Consider the following 16,767-nt stretch of genomic DNA (forward strand, 5'->3'; position numbering starts at 1 on the left):
GCGCGGTTCAGACGGGTACTGGTCGGTCCGGCACTGTTCCTGCCGGCGCTGTTCTGCACTGCAGAGTCGACAAAACGGCTCCAGGGGCTGCGTTGAACCATCTCAAACCACCACCAGGGGGAGGAGGGTCTCCAACATTTTGGGCCCCACGCCGTCCACGGCGTCGAGCTCCTCGACCGACTTGAAGGGCCCGTGTTCTTTACGCCAGTCCACAATCCGTTGAGCCAGCACGGGACCTACCTTCGGCAGGGCGTCCAGTTCTTCCACGCCGGCCGTGTTGAGGTTCACCTTCCCTGCACCTGCCGCGCTCCCGGAACCATCGGAGGCACCGGAGCCGGAGCCGGGGTTCCCGCCCGCCACGGCGTTCCCGGAGATCTCTGCGGGGATGCTCTCACCCGGCACGGGCACATACAGCTTTTGTCCGTCCGCCAGGACGGCGGCGAGGTTGAGCCGGTTGAGGTCCGCCGCGGCGGTGGGGCCGCCCGCAGCAGCGATGGCCTGGTGAATGCGGCTCCCTGCCGGCAAGTGCACCACCCCGGGCACAGCCACCGCACCGGCCACATGGATGACCAGCGTCCCGCCCTGGGGATCGGCTGATGGTCCCGCCGCCCGCCCTGCCGGGTCTGTTCCCTGCCCGGCGGGGCCTGTTTCCTGCCCTGCCGGCTCCTCGGGGCGGTCCCCACCGGCCCCGGACGAGGTACCCTCCTGGGACAGGACATCGCTCAGCGGCACCACCTGCGGCTGTCCGGTGGCAACCTGTACCCAAAACCAGGCGCCGGCCAGCACCGCAAGGGCAGCGAGCAGCAGGGCTACAGGAAGACCTAGCCGCCACCTGAGCGCCGGTCCAGCCGTGCCGCTCCCTGCCAGGTCTTCGGCAACCGCTCCGGCACGCGCGTCCCCATGGGCGGGGACCTCGGCGCCGTACTCGAAAGCCTGCCCGGCGTCGTCAGTCAGCAGACCACCGGCGCCGCCCAGCGTTGCCTGCAGCCGCTCCCGGGCATGCCGCGCCGCGTGGCTGGTTCCAGCGTCGCGGCGTGACATGCTCCCACGCTAGGGATCAGACACTGCAGGTGACAGCCCGGGCCGGGCCTATGTGGAAAGCGGGGACTCCATGAGCGGCGGAGCACTTTCTCCGACAATGACGGCCAGCACACCAAGCCCGGCGTGGGCAGCCAGGACGGCGGGCAGGGAGCTGATCTGGGCTGGCGGGCAGCCGGGCAGTGCTGCTGCCAGCCGGGCCGCCAGCCCTTCGGCCTCCGCCGGGTTCCCAAAATGATGGACGGCAAGCCGGGCCCTTCCTGCCGGACGGGAGGCGGCGTCCGAGGCGGCAATCTCCTCAAGCCGGGCGATGGCTCTGGCGGCAGACCTGACCTTTTCCAACGGAACGATCTTCCCGCCGTCCACGGCCAGAATGGGTTTAATGGCGAACATTGTCCCCAGGAGCGAGGCGGCGGCGCCCATCCGCCCGCCCCGGCGCAGCTGCTCGAGGCTGGGAACGTAAAAATAGACCCTGGTGCGTGCCATTTGATCTGTTGCCGCCGCGCTGACGGCGGCGGACTCCAAGCCGGCCGCGGCGGCGGTCACCGCACTTTGGACACCCATCCCCAGGGCCATGCCCACGGTGCCGGAGTCCACAACCTCCACCGGAATGTTCACCCGCGCGGCGGCAAGCCGGGCGGCATCCGCGGTGCCGGACAGGCCGCCGGAGATGTGGATGCTGACAACAGACTCATACCCGCCACGTTCGGCCGCGAGAAATGCCTGCTCAAACTGCCCCGGTGACGGGCGCGAGGTCTTGACTGATTTCCCGGCCGCCAGCGCCAGGGCGATCGTCTCGGTGATGTCGTCTTCGCCCTCACCGTAGATTTCCTCGCCCACCATCACAGGCATCGGTATCACGGTCAGGAGGCCGGCTTCAGCGCAGGCGGAGACCCAGTCGGCCGGCAGCGCGGACGCTGAATCCGTGACAACAGCGGTACGGACGACGGCGGCGGCCCCCTCACTGGGCGCGGCCGGACGCGCCGCCGGGCGGAGGGCGGCCAGCCGCTCCCGGAGCCAGAGCCAAGCTGCCGCTTCACGGTCGGGCAAGAGGCCTCCTGGTTTGAAGCCGGCCGCCGGATGGCCCCGGCGGCCGGATTTGTCCGGCTAGGCCGGAACGATGTTCACCAGCTTAGGCGCCCGGACGATCACCGTGCGGATGCCGCGGCCGTCCATGGCACGCTGCACATTTTCGCTGGCCAGGGCCAGTTCGCGCAGTTCGTCCTCGCTGATGTCCGGGGAAACTTCGAGCCGGTCGCGGACCTTGCCCTGAACCTGGACCACAGCGGTGACGGTCTCCTGCACCAGGAGTGCATCATCATGGGCGGGCCAGCCCGCGTTCGCCACGGAGGCGGGGTGGCCGAGGACGTTCCACATGTCCTCTGCGGTGTAGGGCGCAAAGAGGCTCAGGATGACAGCGACGGCCTCCGCGGCTTCCCGGACGGCGGGGTCAGCTCCGCCGGCTCCCGCGTCTATGGTTTTGCGGGTGGCATTGACGAGTTCCATGAGCTTGGCCACCACCACATTGAACTTGTTGCTGTCCAGCAGGGCGGCGGCGTCCACGATGGTCCGGTGCGTTACGGACCGCAGTGCGCGGTCACCGGCCCCGGCGTCAGTGCCTGGTTCGCTGCTGACATCCTGCGCCAGCCGCCAGGCACGGGCGAGGAACTTGGCGGAACCGGACGGCGAAACGTCCGCCCAGTCGACGTCGTCCTCCGGCGGGGAGGCAAAGATCATGGTGAGGCGGACAGCATCCACACCGTACTTGTCCAACTGCTCGCCGAGGTCAACGCCGTTGCCGAGGGATTTGCTCATGGCTTTGCCGCCGTTGAGGACCTGGCCCTGGTTCAGGAGCGCACTGAACGGCTCATCGGCGTCGAGCATGCCGAGGTCATGGATGACCTTGGTGAAGAAGCGCGCATACAGCAGGTGCAGGATGGCGTGCTCCACACCGCCCACATACTGGCCTACCGGCATCCATTCGTTGATCTTCTCGGGGTCGAAGGGGCCCTCGGTGTAATGCGGTGAGACGAAGCGCAGGAAGTACCAGGACGAATCCACGAAGGTGTCCATGGTGTCCGTATCGCGTTTCGCCGGTCCGTGGCAGTTGGGGCATTCCACGTTGACCCAGGCCTCGGCAGCTGCCAGCGGCGACGTGCCCTTGGGTGACAGGTCCTCGCCGCGCAGGTCGGCGGGCAGCGTCACGGGCAGCTGCTCGTCCGGAACGGGTACCTCGCCGCAGGAGGGGCAGTGGATGATCGGGATGGGCGTGCCCCAGAACCGCTGGCGGCTCAGGAGCCAGTCACGGAGCCGGAAGTTGACGAACTTCTCGCCTGTACCCTGCTTCTCCAGCATGGCGATGGCGGCAGGGATGGCTTCCGTTTTCGGCATGCCGTCCAGGACTCCCGAATTGATCAGGGTCCCCTCCCCTGCCGTGGCTTTGCCGGACACTGCGGGATCCTCTTCGCCGGTGTCCAGCACCGCACGGACAGGCAGGTCGAAGGTCTTGGCGAAGTCGAGGTCACGCTGATCGTGCGCGGGGACGGCCATGATGGCACCGGTGCCGTAATCGGCCAGCACATAGTCCGCGGCCCAGACCGGCAGCTTTTCCCCGTTCAGCGGGTTGATCGCGTAGCGTCCGGTGAAGACGCCCGTCTTTTCGCGTTCGGTGGACTGGCGTTCGATTTCGCTCAGGGCCTTGACCTGCTCGCGGTACGCGTCCAGGGCGGCGGCGTGCTCGTCCGTGACGAGCTCGACGGCGATCGGCGCGTCTGCCGCGACCACAAAGAATGTTGCCCCGTACAGGGTGTCCGGGCGGGTGGTGAAGACGGTGACGTCCTTGGCAGGTTTGCCGCCGGTGGCTTCGATCACAAAGTTGACGTGCGCACCTTCGGAGCGTCCAATCCAGTTCTTCTGCATGGCCAGGACCCGCTCGGGCCAGTGGCCGCGCAGTTCGTCCATGTCCTCGAGCAGCCGGTCAGCATACTCGGTGATTTTGAAGTACCACTGGTTCAGCGACTTCTTGGTCACCGGGGTGCCGCACCGTTCGCAGGCGCCGTTGACCACTTGCTCGTTAGCCAGCACGGTCTGGTCCTTCGGGCACCAGTTGACCGGCGAGTCCTTACGGTAGGCCAGCCCGCGCTCATAGAAGCGCTTGAACAGCCACTGGGTCCAGCGGTAGTACTCGGGGTCGGAGGTGTGCACCCGCCGCGACCAGTCGGCGGAGATCGCGTAGCGCTTGAAGGACGCCGCCTGCGTCTCGATGTTGGCGTAGGTCCACTCGCTGGGGTGGGCGTTGCGTTTGATGGCCGCGTTCTCGGCCGGCAGGCCGAAGGAGTCCCAGCCGATCGGGTGCAGGACGTCAAAGCCCTGCTGCCGCAGGTACCGCGCCACAACATCGCCCATGGCAAACGCCTCGGCGTGGCCCATGTGCAGGTCGCCCGAGGGGTACGGGAACATGTCAAGGACGTAGCGGCGCTCACGGGAACCATCATCGACGGGGGTGAAGACCTTGAGGTCTTCCCACACCTGCGGCCATTTGGCCTCCATGGCCGCGAAGCTGTACGCACCCTCTTCGGGTGTCTCCGCCGCTGCTGCCTTTGTTCCGGTCTCTGTCTCCGGCTGAACGCTCACTGCTGCCCTCTTCTGTTCTGTTGCGGCTTCCGTGCTGCCCCAACGGTCTGATCCCTTCCTGCTGCCGGCCCGGCAATCGTGCCCGGACACACAAAAGCCCCTCTAAAGGGAGGGGCGGCCGCTCGGCTGTCCGGTTTGTTTCCGGAGACCGGGCGGCTAGCTAAGCAGAAGGATCGCACGCATACGACTACTTTAGCGCACCCATCCTCCCACCTCAGCGCAGGTCGCCACGAGCGGAATGAAGGACCGGACCCGACGCGAAAGAGGGGCCGGTGACTCCCCGCCATGGTGTGGTGGGCACCGCGAAGCGGGCGGGAGTCACCGGCCCCTCTGCCGGGGCCTCTGGCTACTTCACGTCCTCGTCGACCCAGTCCATGGATTTCGTGACGGCCTTCTTCCACAGCCGCATCTGGCGGTCCTGCTCGGCCTGGTCCATCTGCGGTTCCCAGCGCTTGTCTTCAGACCAGTTGGCCGAAAGTTCGCCGAGGTCCTTCCAGAAGCCGACGGCGAGGCCAGCCGCGTAGGCTGCACCCAGGGCAGTGGTTTCAATCACCTTGGGCCGGATGACCGGGACGCCCAGGATGTCCGCCTGGAACTGCATCAGCGCATCGTTGGCCACCATGCCGCCGTCGACCTTCAGCTCCGTCAGCGGAACACCGGAGTCCGCGTTGACGGCGTCCAGCACCTCGCGGGTCTGGAATGCCGTTGATTCAAGCGCGGCGCGGGCGATGTGGCTCTTGTTGACGAACCGCGTGAGCCCAACAATGGCGCCACGGGCATCGGAGCGCCAGTACGGGGCGAACAGGCCGGAGAAGGCCGGCACAATGTAGACGCCGCCGTTGTCCTTGACCGAGGCGGCCAGGGTCTCCACTTCCGGCGCGCTGCTGATCATGCCGAGGTTGTCGCGCAGCCACTGGATCAGGGACCCGGTCACCGCGATGGATCCTTCCAGGGCGTAGTGGGTGGGGGCATCGCCGAGCTTGTATCCCACCGTGGTGAGCAGGCCGTTCTTCGAGTGGATGATCTCCTCGCCGGTGTTGAAGATGAGGAAGCAGCCGGTGCCGTACGTGTTCTTGGCTTCGCCGGCGTCGAATGCCGCCTGGCCGAACGTGGCCGCCTGCTGGTCACCGAGGATGCCCGCCACGGGGACTTCGCGCAGCAGTTGGGAGGTATGCACGGTGCCGTAGACCTCGGAGGAGGATTTGATCGCGGGCATCATGCTCAGCGGAACACCGAAAACACCCAGGATTTCCTCATCCCATGTGAGCGTCTCCAAGTCCATGAACAGGGTGCGGGAGGCGTTGGTGACGTCGGTGACGTGCACCCCGCCGTCCACCCCGCCGGTCAGGTTCCACAGAACCCACGAGTCGGTGTTGCCGAAGACAAGGTCCCCTGCCTCCGCCTTTGCCCGGGCGCCATCAACGTTGTCCAGGATCCACTTGATCTTGGTGCCGGAGAAGTAGGTGGCCAGCGGCAGGCCCACCTTCTGTTTGAACCGTTCCGGTCCGCCATCCTTCGCCAGTTCATCGACGATGTTCTGGGTGCGGGTGTCCTGCCACACAATCGCGTTGTAGACCGGTTTGCCCGTGGTCTTGTCCCATACCACCGCGGTCTCGCGCTGGTTGGTGATGCCGACGGCGGCAATATCGTGCCGCGTCAGGTTCGCCTTCGAAAGGGCTGAACCGATCACCTCGCGGGTGTTGTTCCAAATCTCCGAGGCGTCATGCTCCACCCAGCCTGCCTGCGGGAAGATCTGTTCGTGCTCCATCTGCCCGGATGAAACGATGTTGCCGCTGTGGTCGAAAATGATGGCGCGGGAACTGGTGGTGCCCTGGTCGATGGCGATTACGTACTGGTTCATGGTGACGTCCTTGTCTGTGTACAGGGGTTTGGTGGCTGGTCGATCAGGATGCTGCGGTGACGATGATGGGAACAACCCTGGCCATGATTCCGCCCAGGGCTCCACCCACCAGCGGTCCAACGACGGGAATCCACGAGTAGGCCCAGTCGCTGCTTCCTTTGCCCTTGATGGGCAGCAGGGCATGGGCGATGCGCGGACCGAGGTCACGGGCGGGGTTGATGGCGTAGCCGGTGGGACCGCCCAGGGAAACGCCGATGCCAACCACCAGCAGGGCTACTGCCAGGGGGCCCAGCCCTGAGGGGGTGCCGCCCAGGGTCAGGATGACGAAGACCAGGACGAAGGTGCCGATGATCTCGGTGATCAGGTTCCACGGGTTGGAGCGGATGGCCGGGCCGGTGGAGAATACGCCGAGTTTGGAGGCCTGGGCAGGCTCGTCATCGAAGTGCTGCTTGTAGGCGAGCCAGCAGACAACTGCGCCGAGGAAGGCGCCCAGCAGTTCGGCGCCGAAGTAGGTCAGGGTGGATGCCACATCCACCTTGACGCCGGGGGCGTATTCGGCTTTGCCGTTCACCAGCAGGCCCAGTGTTACGGCGGGATTGAGGTGGGCACCGGACTTTGCGGCAACAAATACGCCCGAGAAGACGGCGATGCCCCACCCCCACGTGACCATCAGGAACCCGCCGCTGTTACCTTTCGTGCCCCTCAGGGCCACGTTGGCCACGACACCGCAACCGAGCAGGGTGAGCATCGCGGTTCCGAAGACTTCGGAGAGAAAAACTATTCCAAGAGACATCATTGACTCCTTATTTTTGTTATCGGTCCTCGCGGGTTGAGGGACCGTGGAGCCGGAGCGCGTTTGACGCTCCGGCTGCAGCGTGGCCGGCTAGGCGACCAGGCTGTGGACCTGCACGCGGTGCAACCGCCCCAGTACCTCCTCGGCGTCGTGGATCTCTTGGGCCTGTGCTGCGGCGTCCCAGCCCAGCGGACCGGCAAGCACCTCAGTCACCTCGTTGAGCAGCTCGCCCGTGACCAGACCCCGGAAAGCGAGGGAGGTCCGGCGGATGAGCACATCGGCGAGGTGTCCAACCTGTTCATGGCGGGCCATGTATTCAAGCTCGCGGACACTGAGCTCACGGGTGGAGCGCAACAACTGATCCGGGCCGTCGTCGAGGAAGCTGATGACTTCCTCGGCCCTGGTGCCGTAGCGGGTGAGGAGGAGGGCCGTCCGGTCGGCGCCACGGTCCGCTGATACGTGGGCCTTGATCCAGGACTGCACGCCGGCCTCGTTCGCCGGGAAACCGGCGCCACCGCCAATGGCCATTGTTGCCGTGGAGACCTTGCGCTCCATGCCCAGTTCGGAGAGGACATCATTGGCCAGGTGTTCGGCCAGCGCCCGGAATGTTGTCCACTTGCCGCCCACCAGGCTGAAGACCACGGAGCCGGTGCCGCCAGCCCGGCGTTCAATCCGGTAGTCGCGGGAAACGAATCCCGGCTGGGTTTCGTCGTGGCGGGGCAAAGGCCGTACGCCGGAGAACGTATAGACGATCTGCCCGCGGTCCACGGGGATGTCAGGGAAGACATGCCCGATCAGCTCCAGGAAGTAATCGATCTCTCCGTCCGTGCACACCGCGTCCTGGCTGATATCGGCGTCGACGTCGGTGGTGCCCACCAGCACCCTGTCCCCCATGGGGTAGATCAGGACGATCCGGCCGTCGGTGTGTTCGAAGAAGATTTCGCGGCCGTTGCAGGCCTCGAGCAGCTGCGGGTGGTCAAGGACGATGTGCGATCCCTTGGTGCCGCCCATAAAGCGGGACGCCGCGCCCATTGCCTCGTTGGTCAGGTCAACCCAGGCCCCCGTGGTGTTCACAATGATGTCGGCGGTGAAGTCAAAAAGCTCCCCGGTCAGTTCGTCGCGCAACTGAACAGTGCTGCCGGACGAGTTGCGGTTCCCGGCCGGCGCCGCGGGTCCCATCGACTGGAGCGAGACGTAGTTGCTGGCCCTGGCCGTGCTTCCTGCCGTTCCCGCGTTCACTTGCCCGGCCTTTTCACCGTCCTGGAGCACGTCCAGGGTCAGGCGTTCGGGGTTGTGCACGGAAGCGTCGAAGTAGGTGGCGGCATATTTGATGCCGGGATGCAGGCGGGGAAGTTCCGCCAGCGCCCGCTTGCGGCCCCGGAACTGGTGGCGGGGAACGGTACCGCCGTCGCGGGAGAACGAGTCGTACATGCTCAGGCCGAGCTTGATCAGGAAGGCGCCGCGTTCTTTGGGCTTGCCCTGCTGCTTGTGGGTCAGGAACCGGAGGGGTGCGGACAGCACGCCGGAGAAGGTGCTGAAGATGGGGATGGTGGTCTGAAGCGGTTTGACGTAGTGGGGGGCGATCCGCAGCAGCCGGTTGCGCTCCACCACGGACTCCCTGACCAGCCGGAACTCGCCGTTTTCGAGGTAGCGGATGCCGCCGTGGATCATGTGTGAGGATGCCCCGCTGGCGCCCTGGCAGTAGTCGCCGCGTTCCACGAGCGCCACATCCACACCCTGGAGTGCGAGATCCCGGAACGTGCCCACACCATTGATTCCGCCGCCGATGATCAGCACCTTGGCCTGTGGCCGCTCCCGCAGGGCCGCGGCGGCGGTACGTGGCAACGTGGGCTTCGCAGGCGTAGTGCGAGGATGGCCAGATGAGTCCTTGAGTCCCAAAAACTGCTCCTTGGGTTTAGTCCATGGGGCTACCTTCGCAGGTCAGCCGCCCTTCTTCAACTATTCTTTGGACTTATGGAAAAACCAGTCAAGCTCTATGCACAAACGTGCAGAATGGATGCCGAATGATGCACTCCCGCCACTCAGACGCTCTCCGGGCTGCACAGATGTATTACCTCCAGGACCTGACCATGGACGCGATCGCCCGCGAACTCCGGACGTCACGGTCCACGGTGTCGAGGCTTCTTTCGGCAGCCAGGGACACAGGTCTGGTCCAAATCCAGATCCGCAACCCGCTGGACACGGGCCCGGAGCTTGAAAGCCTGATCCGGCGGGAGTACAACGTGGACGTTCACGTCGTTCCGGTCCTCGAGTCGCTTAACGAGGCTGAAACCCTTGACCGCGTCGCCCTGCAGGCGGCACGTACCATCGGGCCCCTGGTGGATTCCAACGCCATCCTGGGCGTCGCCTGGGGCTCCACGCTCAGCGCCGTCAGCAGGCACCTGACGCGCAAGATCACCCACGACACGGTGGTGGTCCAACTCAACGGCGCCGGGAACATGCACACCACCGGCATCACCTATGCGAGCGACATCATGCGCCGTTTCGGCAGCGCCTACGGTGCCCGGGTGGAGCAGTTCCCGGTGCCCGCGTTCTTTGACCACGCATCCACCAAGGCGGCCATGTGGAATGAGCGCAGCGTGCAGCGCATCCTGGATCTGCAGGCCAGGATGAGCATCGCCATTTTCGGGGTCGGATCCGTCGAAGCGGACTATCCGAGCCACGTTTATGCCGGCGGCTACCTGGACGAGACCGATCTTCGGATGCTTGCCCGCTCCGATGTGGTGGGTGACGTCGCCACCGTCTTTTTCCGCCGGGACGGATCCTCGGACGGCATTGTCCTGAACGAACGTTCCACCGGCCCGGCGCTCTCGCAGTTGCGACAGGTCCGCCGCCGGATCTGCGTGGTGTCCGGCGCGTCCAAGATCAACGGCCTGCGCGGCGCGCTCACCGCGGGCCTCGCCACCGACCTGATCCTTGATGAAGCCACCGCGCGCCGTCTGGTGGGCTTTGAAGGTGTGGCCCCGGCCAATGGGTAAAGTCAGTCCTATGAAACCTTCTCCCCGGCTTAGTCTCAACAACGGTGTGCTGATCGACCAGTTGGGGTTTGGGCTCTACAAGGTTCCGGTGGCGGAGGCTTCATCCTTGGTGGCCATGGCCCTGGGCACCGGTTACCGGCACTTCGACACCGCCGCCATGTACGGCAACGAAACCGGCGTGGCCCGGGCCCTTGGTGCGGCCGTTGATTCCGACGCCGGGAGCGGCGGTTCCGGCGAATCCTCGCCGGGGCTCCGGCGTGAGGACGTCTTCGTCACCACGAAGGTCTGGAACGACGATCAGGGTTATGACAAAACGCTGCGGGCGTTCGATACCTCCATGGTCAACCTCGGCCTCGACTACGTGGACATGTACCTGATCCACTGGCCCTGTGCCCGGCGGGGTCTCTTCGCCGAAACGTACCGCGCCCTGGAGATCCTTTACCGCGAGGGGAAAGTGCGCGCCATCGGTGTCTGCAACTTCCAGCCGGCCCACCTGGACCGCCTGTTGGAAACCGCGGAAGTGGTGCCGGCGGTAAACCAGATCGAACTGCACCCTTGGCTGCAGCAGGCGGAGCTCAGGGAAAAGCACCGGGGCCTGGGAATCCTGACCGAGGCCTGGAGCCCGCTGGGCCGCGGCCACGTGCTGGCGGATCCCGTGGTGCTTGCCCTGGCAGCCGAACACCGGCGGACAGCCGCGCAGATCATCCTGCGGTGGCATATCCAGCTGGGTAACATCGCCATTCCCAAGGCAAGTTCCGAGGCGCGCATCCGGGAGAACCTGGACGTGTTCGGCTTTGCCCTGTCGGATCGCGACATGGCGGCCCTTGCGGAGCTTGAGCGCGGGCAGCGCACCGGCTCCCACCCGGACAACGTCAACTAGGACGGGGAATCGTGAAGACCGCTGCCCGCCAGCCATCCGCCGCGCCGGCCTACTTCAGCACCGGGCTGGCCGCCCGCACCCATGCCGCGCACATCGAACTCGATGGCAGCCGCGTCGCGTACTGGACCTATGAACCGGTCCGGGTCACTGCCGAAACCCGCACCATCCTGGTCATCCACGGGTTCCGCGGCGACCACCATGGCCTGCTCCGCGTGGCCGATCAGCTGCCGGAAATGCGGATCATCATGCCGGACCTGCCCGGTTTCGGCAGCTCAGCCGCGTTCGCGGCGGGACAGCATTCGGTGTCCCAGTACGGCGACTTCATCAGCTCCTTCATGGCGGCGCTCGGCCTGGGCCCGGACACCGTGCTGCTGGGCCACTCCTTCGGCTCCATCATCGCGTCCCACTTTGTGGCCGCGCATCCCGGGACGGTCACCCCGCTGATCCTCATCAATCCCATCGCCGCGCCCGCCCTGGAAGGCCCCAAGGGCCTCATGACCAAATTGGCCGTGCTCTATTACCGGCTCGCGGCACGCCTCCCCCGCACCCTGGGCCTGGCGCTGCTGCGGAGCCCGCTGATTGTCCGGGTCATGAGCGAGACCATGGCCAAGACGGCCGACAAGGACCTGCGCCGGTTCATCCATGGCCAGCATCACGCCTACTTCAGCAGCTTCGCGGACCGGGAAAGCCTCCTCCAGGCATTCACCGCATCCGTGAGCGCGCACGTGGCGGAGGTTGCTGAGAAGCTCACCCTGCCGGTGCTGCTCGTGGCCGGCGAGAAGGACGAAATCGCCACGCTGCCGGACCAGCACGTCCTCGCCGGGCTCCTGCCGGACGGGGAACTCAAAGTCATTGCCGGCGTCGGCCATCTGATCCATTACGAAACGCCCGCACCGGCCGCCGGTTTCATTCGCAGCTTCCTTAAGGACCACCCCGCGTGAAGATTCTCATCGATGCCCGGTTCACCCGACACGACCACCACGACGGGATCAGTCGCTACGGGGCAAGCCTGATCGCAGCGACGGCCAGGATCGCCGACGTCTCCATGCTGATCAGTGATCCCCGTCAGCTCGCCCTGCTCCCGGACGTTCCCTACACGCTGATCAACAGCCCGCTCTCCCCCGCGGAGCTGTTTGTGGCGCGCAAAATCAATCCGTTAGGGGCGGACGTGGTGGTCTGTCCCATGCAGACCATGGGCAGCTGGGGGCGCGACTACGGCCTGGTCCTGACCCTCCACGACCTCATCTATTACGAGCACCCCGCCCCGCCGGGATTCCTGCCCGCGCCGGTGCGCATCCTCTGGCGCCTCTACCACAAAGCCTTCTGGCCCCAGCGACTCCTCCTGAACCGCGCGGACGTCGTGGCCACCATCAGCAGGACCACTGAAGCGCTGATGGCCAAATACCGGCTGACCAGCCGGCCGGTGCGGATCATCAGCAACGCACCCCAGCCCGCGCAGGAGCCGCGGGACCCGGCCGCCGGATCCGACCATACCCTGCTCTATATGGGTTCGTTCATGCCCTACAAAAACGTGGAAACCCTGATTGCCGGGATGTCCGCGCTGCCCGACTTCACGCTGCATCTGCTCAGCCGGATCACACCGGAACGGCGCGCCGATCTTGAGCGCATGGTCCCTGCCGGCGCCAAGGTGGTCTTCCACAACGGCGTCACCGACGACGAATACACGGACCTGCTCAAACGCACCACCGCTTTGGTCAGCCTCTCCCGTGCCGAAGGCTACGGGCTGCCGCTGGTGGAAGCCATGTCACTGGGCACGCCGGTGGTTGCCAGCGACATCCCGATTTTCCGGGAGGTGGGCGGCGAGGCTGCCTCGTACGTTGATCCCGGGTCCCCCGCCGACTTCGCCGCTGCCGTGCAGAAACTCCGGGACCAGCAACACTGGCAGGATGTCTCCCGCCGTTCCGTGGCCCGGGCGGCGGAATTCAGCTGGGACGAATCCGCGCGGGAGCTCGTGGACACCGCCCACGATATCGTGGCCGCCCGGTCCCGCCGGAAGCGCCGCCGCTAACGGAGACGGTTACAGGACGTCAACGCCGTCGAGCCTGACCTGTACGGGCTCCTCAGTCCGCTTGGCGGCCGCAGCAGCCTTGGTTGACCGCAGCACCCGGGTAACGGCGCCGGCCTGCCCGTATGGGAAGAACAGCAGGGTCCGGACGTCGTCGCCCTGTTGGGCGGCCGCAGAGCCCGTGAGTATCACAGGGGCGGGACCTGCGGTCCGCAGGTGCACCCCTGACGGCTCCAATTGGTGCTCCACCGCGGCGGTGAAATGTACGACGGCGGTGCGGGGCCCCGTGACCGAGGCGATCCGGACGGCAGGGGGCAGCTGGAGTTCCATCCGGAGCTCCAGCTCCCGCCGGGCGTACCCGGCGGGATCCCACCGCAGCAGGGCACCCACCGCCACGCTTTCGGTCGCGGTAATGACCACCAGGCCGCCGTCGGACGCGGGACGCACCAGCGCGGCGGCGTTGAACCAACGGCGCACGGTGTCCTCCCCGGCCCGCAGGTTTTCCCGGCGCAGCAGCGAGTCGCCATCGAGCAGGAGTGCAGCGGCGTAGCCGGCCTCGGCAACCGGCTCGGCTCCGATGGTGGCCACCACCAGGGCGTTCGCGGTGCCCACCACGGCCTTGACCTGGTCGCCCGAGGACGTGATGACCGCTTTACCGGGGAACGCCCGGCCCAGTTCCTCGGCAGTCCGCAGGACTCCGGTGGCACCTTTCCGAAGCTTCCGCCCGGAGCAGTGGACGCACTGCCAGTCCGGGGCGGGCGTGGAGCACCAGCGGCACTGCGGAATGGCCGAGCTGCCGCTGGCTCCGCCAATGGCCAGGGGTCCCCGGCAGGACTGGCAGCGCGCGGGCTCCCGGCACGTTTCACAAACCAGTGACGGCGCGTAGCCTGCCCTGGCCACCTGCACCAGCACCGGCCCGCGTTCCAGCCCTTCCTTGGCAGCCCGCCACGCCGCGCCGGGAAGCCGTGCCACCAGCGCGAGCCGGTCGCGTTCCTGTTCAAAGCTGTCGGCGGTGTTCAGGACGCGCGGAACCGTCCGCCGCACCAGTGCCCGCTCCGCTTCCACCGGCATGGCCCAGCCCGCCTCCACCAGCCGCTGCAGCTCCGTACTCCTGGCGTGGCCCGCCATCAGGCATGCCGTGCCCTCCTGATCCGCGCGGAGCAGCAACACCTCACGGGCATGGGCGTACGGGGAGCGCTGTTCGATGTGGAGGTCGTTGCCGTCGTCCCAGCAGGCCACGAGGCCCAGGTCCTGAACGGGGGCGAAAGCTGCGGACCGTGTGCCGATGGCCACCCGCGCCGATCCGGCCAGGATGCGCAGGAAACTGCGGTAGCGCGGCGTCGGTCCGTCATCTGCCGTGAGCCGGGCGATGTCAGGGGCCGGCAGGACGTCCAGCAACGCCTGTTCCAGCTGGTCCAGGTCGCGGTAGTCGGGCACCACGACCAGGGCGCCGCGGCCGGAGGCACGGACTGCGGCCACCGCCTCGGCGATCAACCGGGGCCACGCCGCCTGGCCGTAGCCCTGCAGCGGGCTGAAGACCGCCCGCGGGCTCCCGCCCTCCTGCAAGTGGCGCACAAACGCCGGACCGTTGCGGTAACCTGCCCAGCCGCCCTCCCCTGAGGAACCAGGCACAACGCCGGACTCTCCCGGCGTGGACTGGCCGGTCTTTCCGGCTGTCGGCGTGCCACGCTGCGCCTCAGCCGCTTCCGGGACGGCAGCGGCGAGGAAATCCTTCTCCACGCGTGCCATCCGCGGCGGGACGGCCACCCGCAGCACATCGTTGACTGTGCCCGCGTACCGGGCGGCGACGGCGTTTACCAGGTCCCGCACCGCGGGTGTGAGGACGGCAACCGGAGAGATGACTTTCTGCAGCGGCACAAGGGTGTGGCCGGCGTCGGACTCTGTGGTGCGTTCGATGATGAACCCGGTGAGTTCCTGCCCGTTGAAACGGACTTTTACCCGGACGCCCGCCTGCGCGGCCTGATCGAGTTCTGCCGGCACGCTGTAGTCGAAAGGCCGGTCCAGGTGCGGCAGGGAAGTCTCCACCTGCACCCTGGCTACGGGCAGGTGGGCGGCCAGCGGCGGTCCCGGCGGCCGGGTGGCCGCGGGGAACCCTTGAAGCAGGGACGGCTGGACGGCGCCGGGCACGCCGTGGCCGATGTGGACCGTCTCAGGTGTTGCCATGTCCGTTACCCCCTTTCACAAACCAGCCAACCACCTGGCCCTGACATTTTCAGCGGGGTCAGATGATTGGCGGGGCGCTGACGGCAGGCTAGGCGTTGAAGAAGGCCTTGAGGTCGTCCACACGGTCCAGCCGCTCCCACGTGAAATCGGGATCGTCGCGGCCGAAGTGTCCGTGCGCGGCCGTTTTGGCGTAGATGGGCCGTTTGAGGTCCAGGGCGTCGATGATGGCGCGGGGGCGGAGGTCGAAGATCTCGGCGATGGCGTCGCTGATGCGGGCCGGGTCCACTGTTTCGGTGCCGAAGGTTTCCACGTAGGTGCCTACTGGACGGGCCTGCCCGATGGCGTAGGCGATCTGGATCTCGGCGCGCTTGGCAAGGCCGGCTGCCACCACGTTCTTGGCCACCCAGCGCATGGCGTAGGCCGCGGACCGGTCCACCTTGGACGGGTCCTTGCCGGAGAAGGCACCGCCGCCGTGGCGGGCCATGCCGCCATAGGTGTCCACGATGATCTTGCGGCCGGTCAGGCCGGCGTCGCCCACGGGGCCGCCGATGACGAACTCGCCGGCGGGGTTGAGGATGTTTACAGCCCGGGAGATGTCCAGGTTGGCGGCAGCCAGCACCGGGGCGATGACGAAGGAGGCGAGGTCGGCGCGGAGCCGGTCCAGGCTGGTGCCTTCCGCGTGCTGGCTTGAAATGACCACGGTCTCGACGGAGACGGGCACGTCTTTGTCGTAGCCCACGGTGACCTGGGTCTTGCCGTCGGGACGGAGATAGGCCAGTTCGCCGGACTTGCGCACCACCGTGAGGCGTTCGGACAGGCGGTGTGCCAGCCAGATCGGGGTGGGCATGTAAGACGGGGTTTCGTCGCTGGCGTAGCCGAACATCAGACCCTGGTCGCCGGCGCCCTGAAGATCGTAATCGTCCTCCTGGCGGCCTTCACGGGCTTCCAGCGAATTGAAAACACCCCCGGCGATGTCATTGGACTGCTGGCCGATGGATACTGACACGCCGCAGCGGGCGCCGTCGAAACCGTTGGCCGACGAGTCGTAGCCGATCCCCAGGATGGTCTCCCGGACGATCTGCGGGATTTCAACGTAGGCGTCCGTGGTGACCTCACCGGCGACGTGGACCAGGCCGGTGGTGGCCATGGTCTCGACGGCGACGCGGGACTCCGGGTCGACTGCCAGCAGCGCGTCCAGGATGGCGTCACTGATCTGGTCGCAGATTTTGTCCGGGTGGCCTTCGGTGACCGACTCGGAGGTAAAGAGCCGGAGCGCGGAGGGCGTGGCCCCGTGGGTGTGGGGAATGTGCAGCGGTAAAGTCACTCAACTACCTTACTGGTTGGGAACGGACG

The 16,767-nt window shown here is 66.6% G+C and carries 12 protein-coding genes; 4 read left to right on the plus strand and 8 right to left on the minus strand.

Features of this window, described 5'->3' with window-relative positions:
* Window positions 1-102 precede the first annotated feature (102 nt).
* The 6 genes from SBP01_RS09965 to SBP01_RS09990 form a co-directional block, all read right to left on the minus strand.
* Window positions 103-1,041, minus strand: coding sequence for a helix-hairpin-helix domain-containing protein (locus tag SBP01_RS09965; RefSeq protein ID WP_320535681.1), 939 nt, complete (start codon window positions 1,039-1,041; stop codon window positions 103-105).
* Between the two features lie 48 nt (window positions 1,042-1,089).
* Window positions 1,090-2,088, minus strand: a complete 999-nt coding sequence (locus SBP01_RS09970) for a DegV family protein (protein WP_320535682.1) — start codon at window positions 2,086-2,088, stop codon at window positions 1,090-1,092.
* A 57-nt stretch (window positions 2,089-2,145) separates the two neighbouring features.
* Window positions 2,146-4,671 (minus strand): leucine--tRNA ligase, encoded by a 2,526-nt coding sequence (gene leuS, locus SBP01_RS09975; protein ID WP_320535683.1) that lies wholly within the window; start codon window positions 4,669-4,671, stop codon window positions 2,146-2,148.
* A gap of 346 nt (window positions 4,672-5,017) precedes the next feature.
* Window positions 5,018-6,532, minus strand: a complete 1,515-nt coding sequence (gene glpK, locus SBP01_RS09980) for a glycerol kinase GlpK (protein WP_320535684.1) — start codon at window positions 6,530-6,532, stop codon at window positions 5,018-5,020.
* Window positions 6,533-6,575: 43 nt separating this feature from the next.
* Window positions 6,576-7,325, minus strand: coding sequence for an MIP/aquaporin family protein (locus tag SBP01_RS09985; protein WP_275214312.1), 750 nt, complete (start codon window positions 7,323-7,325; stop codon window positions 6,576-6,578).
* A gap of 90 nt (window positions 7,326-7,415) precedes the next feature.
* Complete coding sequence (locus SBP01_RS09990) at window positions 7,416-9,170, minus strand: glycerol-3-phosphate dehydrogenase/oxidase (protein WP_320535685.1); 1,755 nt, start codon at window positions 9,168-9,170, stop codon at window positions 7,416-7,418.
* Window positions 9,171-9,349: 179 nt separating this feature from the next.
* Between SBP01_RS09990 and SBP01_RS09995 the strand changes: the two genes are divergently transcribed.
* From SBP01_RS09995 to SBP01_RS10010, 4 genes are read left to right on the plus strand one after another with little or no spacing between them, the layout of a single operon-like run.
* Window positions 9,350-10,324 (plus strand): sugar-binding transcriptional regulator, encoded by a 975-nt coding sequence (locus tag SBP01_RS09995; RefSeq protein WP_320535686.1) that lies wholly within the window; start codon window positions 9,350-9,352, stop codon window positions 10,322-10,324.
* Window positions 10,325-10,334: 10 nt separating this feature from the next.
* Window positions 10,335-11,204, plus strand: coding sequence for an aldo/keto reductase (locus SBP01_RS10000; protein ID WP_320535687.1), 870 nt, complete (start codon window positions 10,335-10,337; stop codon window positions 11,202-11,204).
* Between the two features lie 11 nt (window positions 11,205-11,215).
* Entirely contained in the window at window positions 11,216-12,145 is a 930-nt protein-coding gene (locus SBP01_RS10005; protein WP_275214260.1) for an alpha/beta fold hydrolase, read from the plus strand.
* Entirely contained in the window at window positions 12,142-13,233 is a 1,092-nt protein-coding gene (locus SBP01_RS10010; RefSeq protein WP_320535688.1) for a glycosyltransferase family 1 protein, read from the plus strand. The genes SBP01_RS10005 and SBP01_RS10010 overlap by 4 nt, the downstream gene beginning before the upstream one ends.
* A 9-nt stretch (window positions 13,234-13,242) precedes the next feature.
* On the opposite strand, the gene SBP01_RS10015 is transcribed toward SBP01_RS10010, so the two are convergent.
* Both SBP01_RS10015 and metK read right to left on the minus strand, forming a co-directional pair.
* On the minus strand, window positions 13,243-15,414 hold the full coding sequence (locus tag SBP01_RS10015; protein ID WP_320535689.1) for a primosomal protein N': 2,172 nt from the start codon (window positions 15,412-15,414) through the stop codon (window positions 13,243-13,245).
* An 88-nt stretch (window positions 15,415-15,502) separates the two neighbouring features.
* The gene (metK, locus tag SBP01_RS10020; protein WP_320535690.1) at window positions 15,503-16,738 is read right to left on the minus strand and encodes a methionine adenosyltransferase; all 1,236 of its coding nucleotides are present in this window, start codon (window positions 16,736-16,738) and stop codon (window positions 15,503-15,505) included.
* Window positions 16,739-16,767: the final 29 nt, after the last annotated feature.

Source organism: Pseudarthrobacter sp. IC2-21, assembly GCF_034048115.1.
In the GTDB taxonomy this organism is placed as follows: Bacteria; Actinomycetota; Actinomycetes; order Actinomycetales; family Micrococcaceae; genus Arthrobacter; species Arthrobacter naphthalenicus.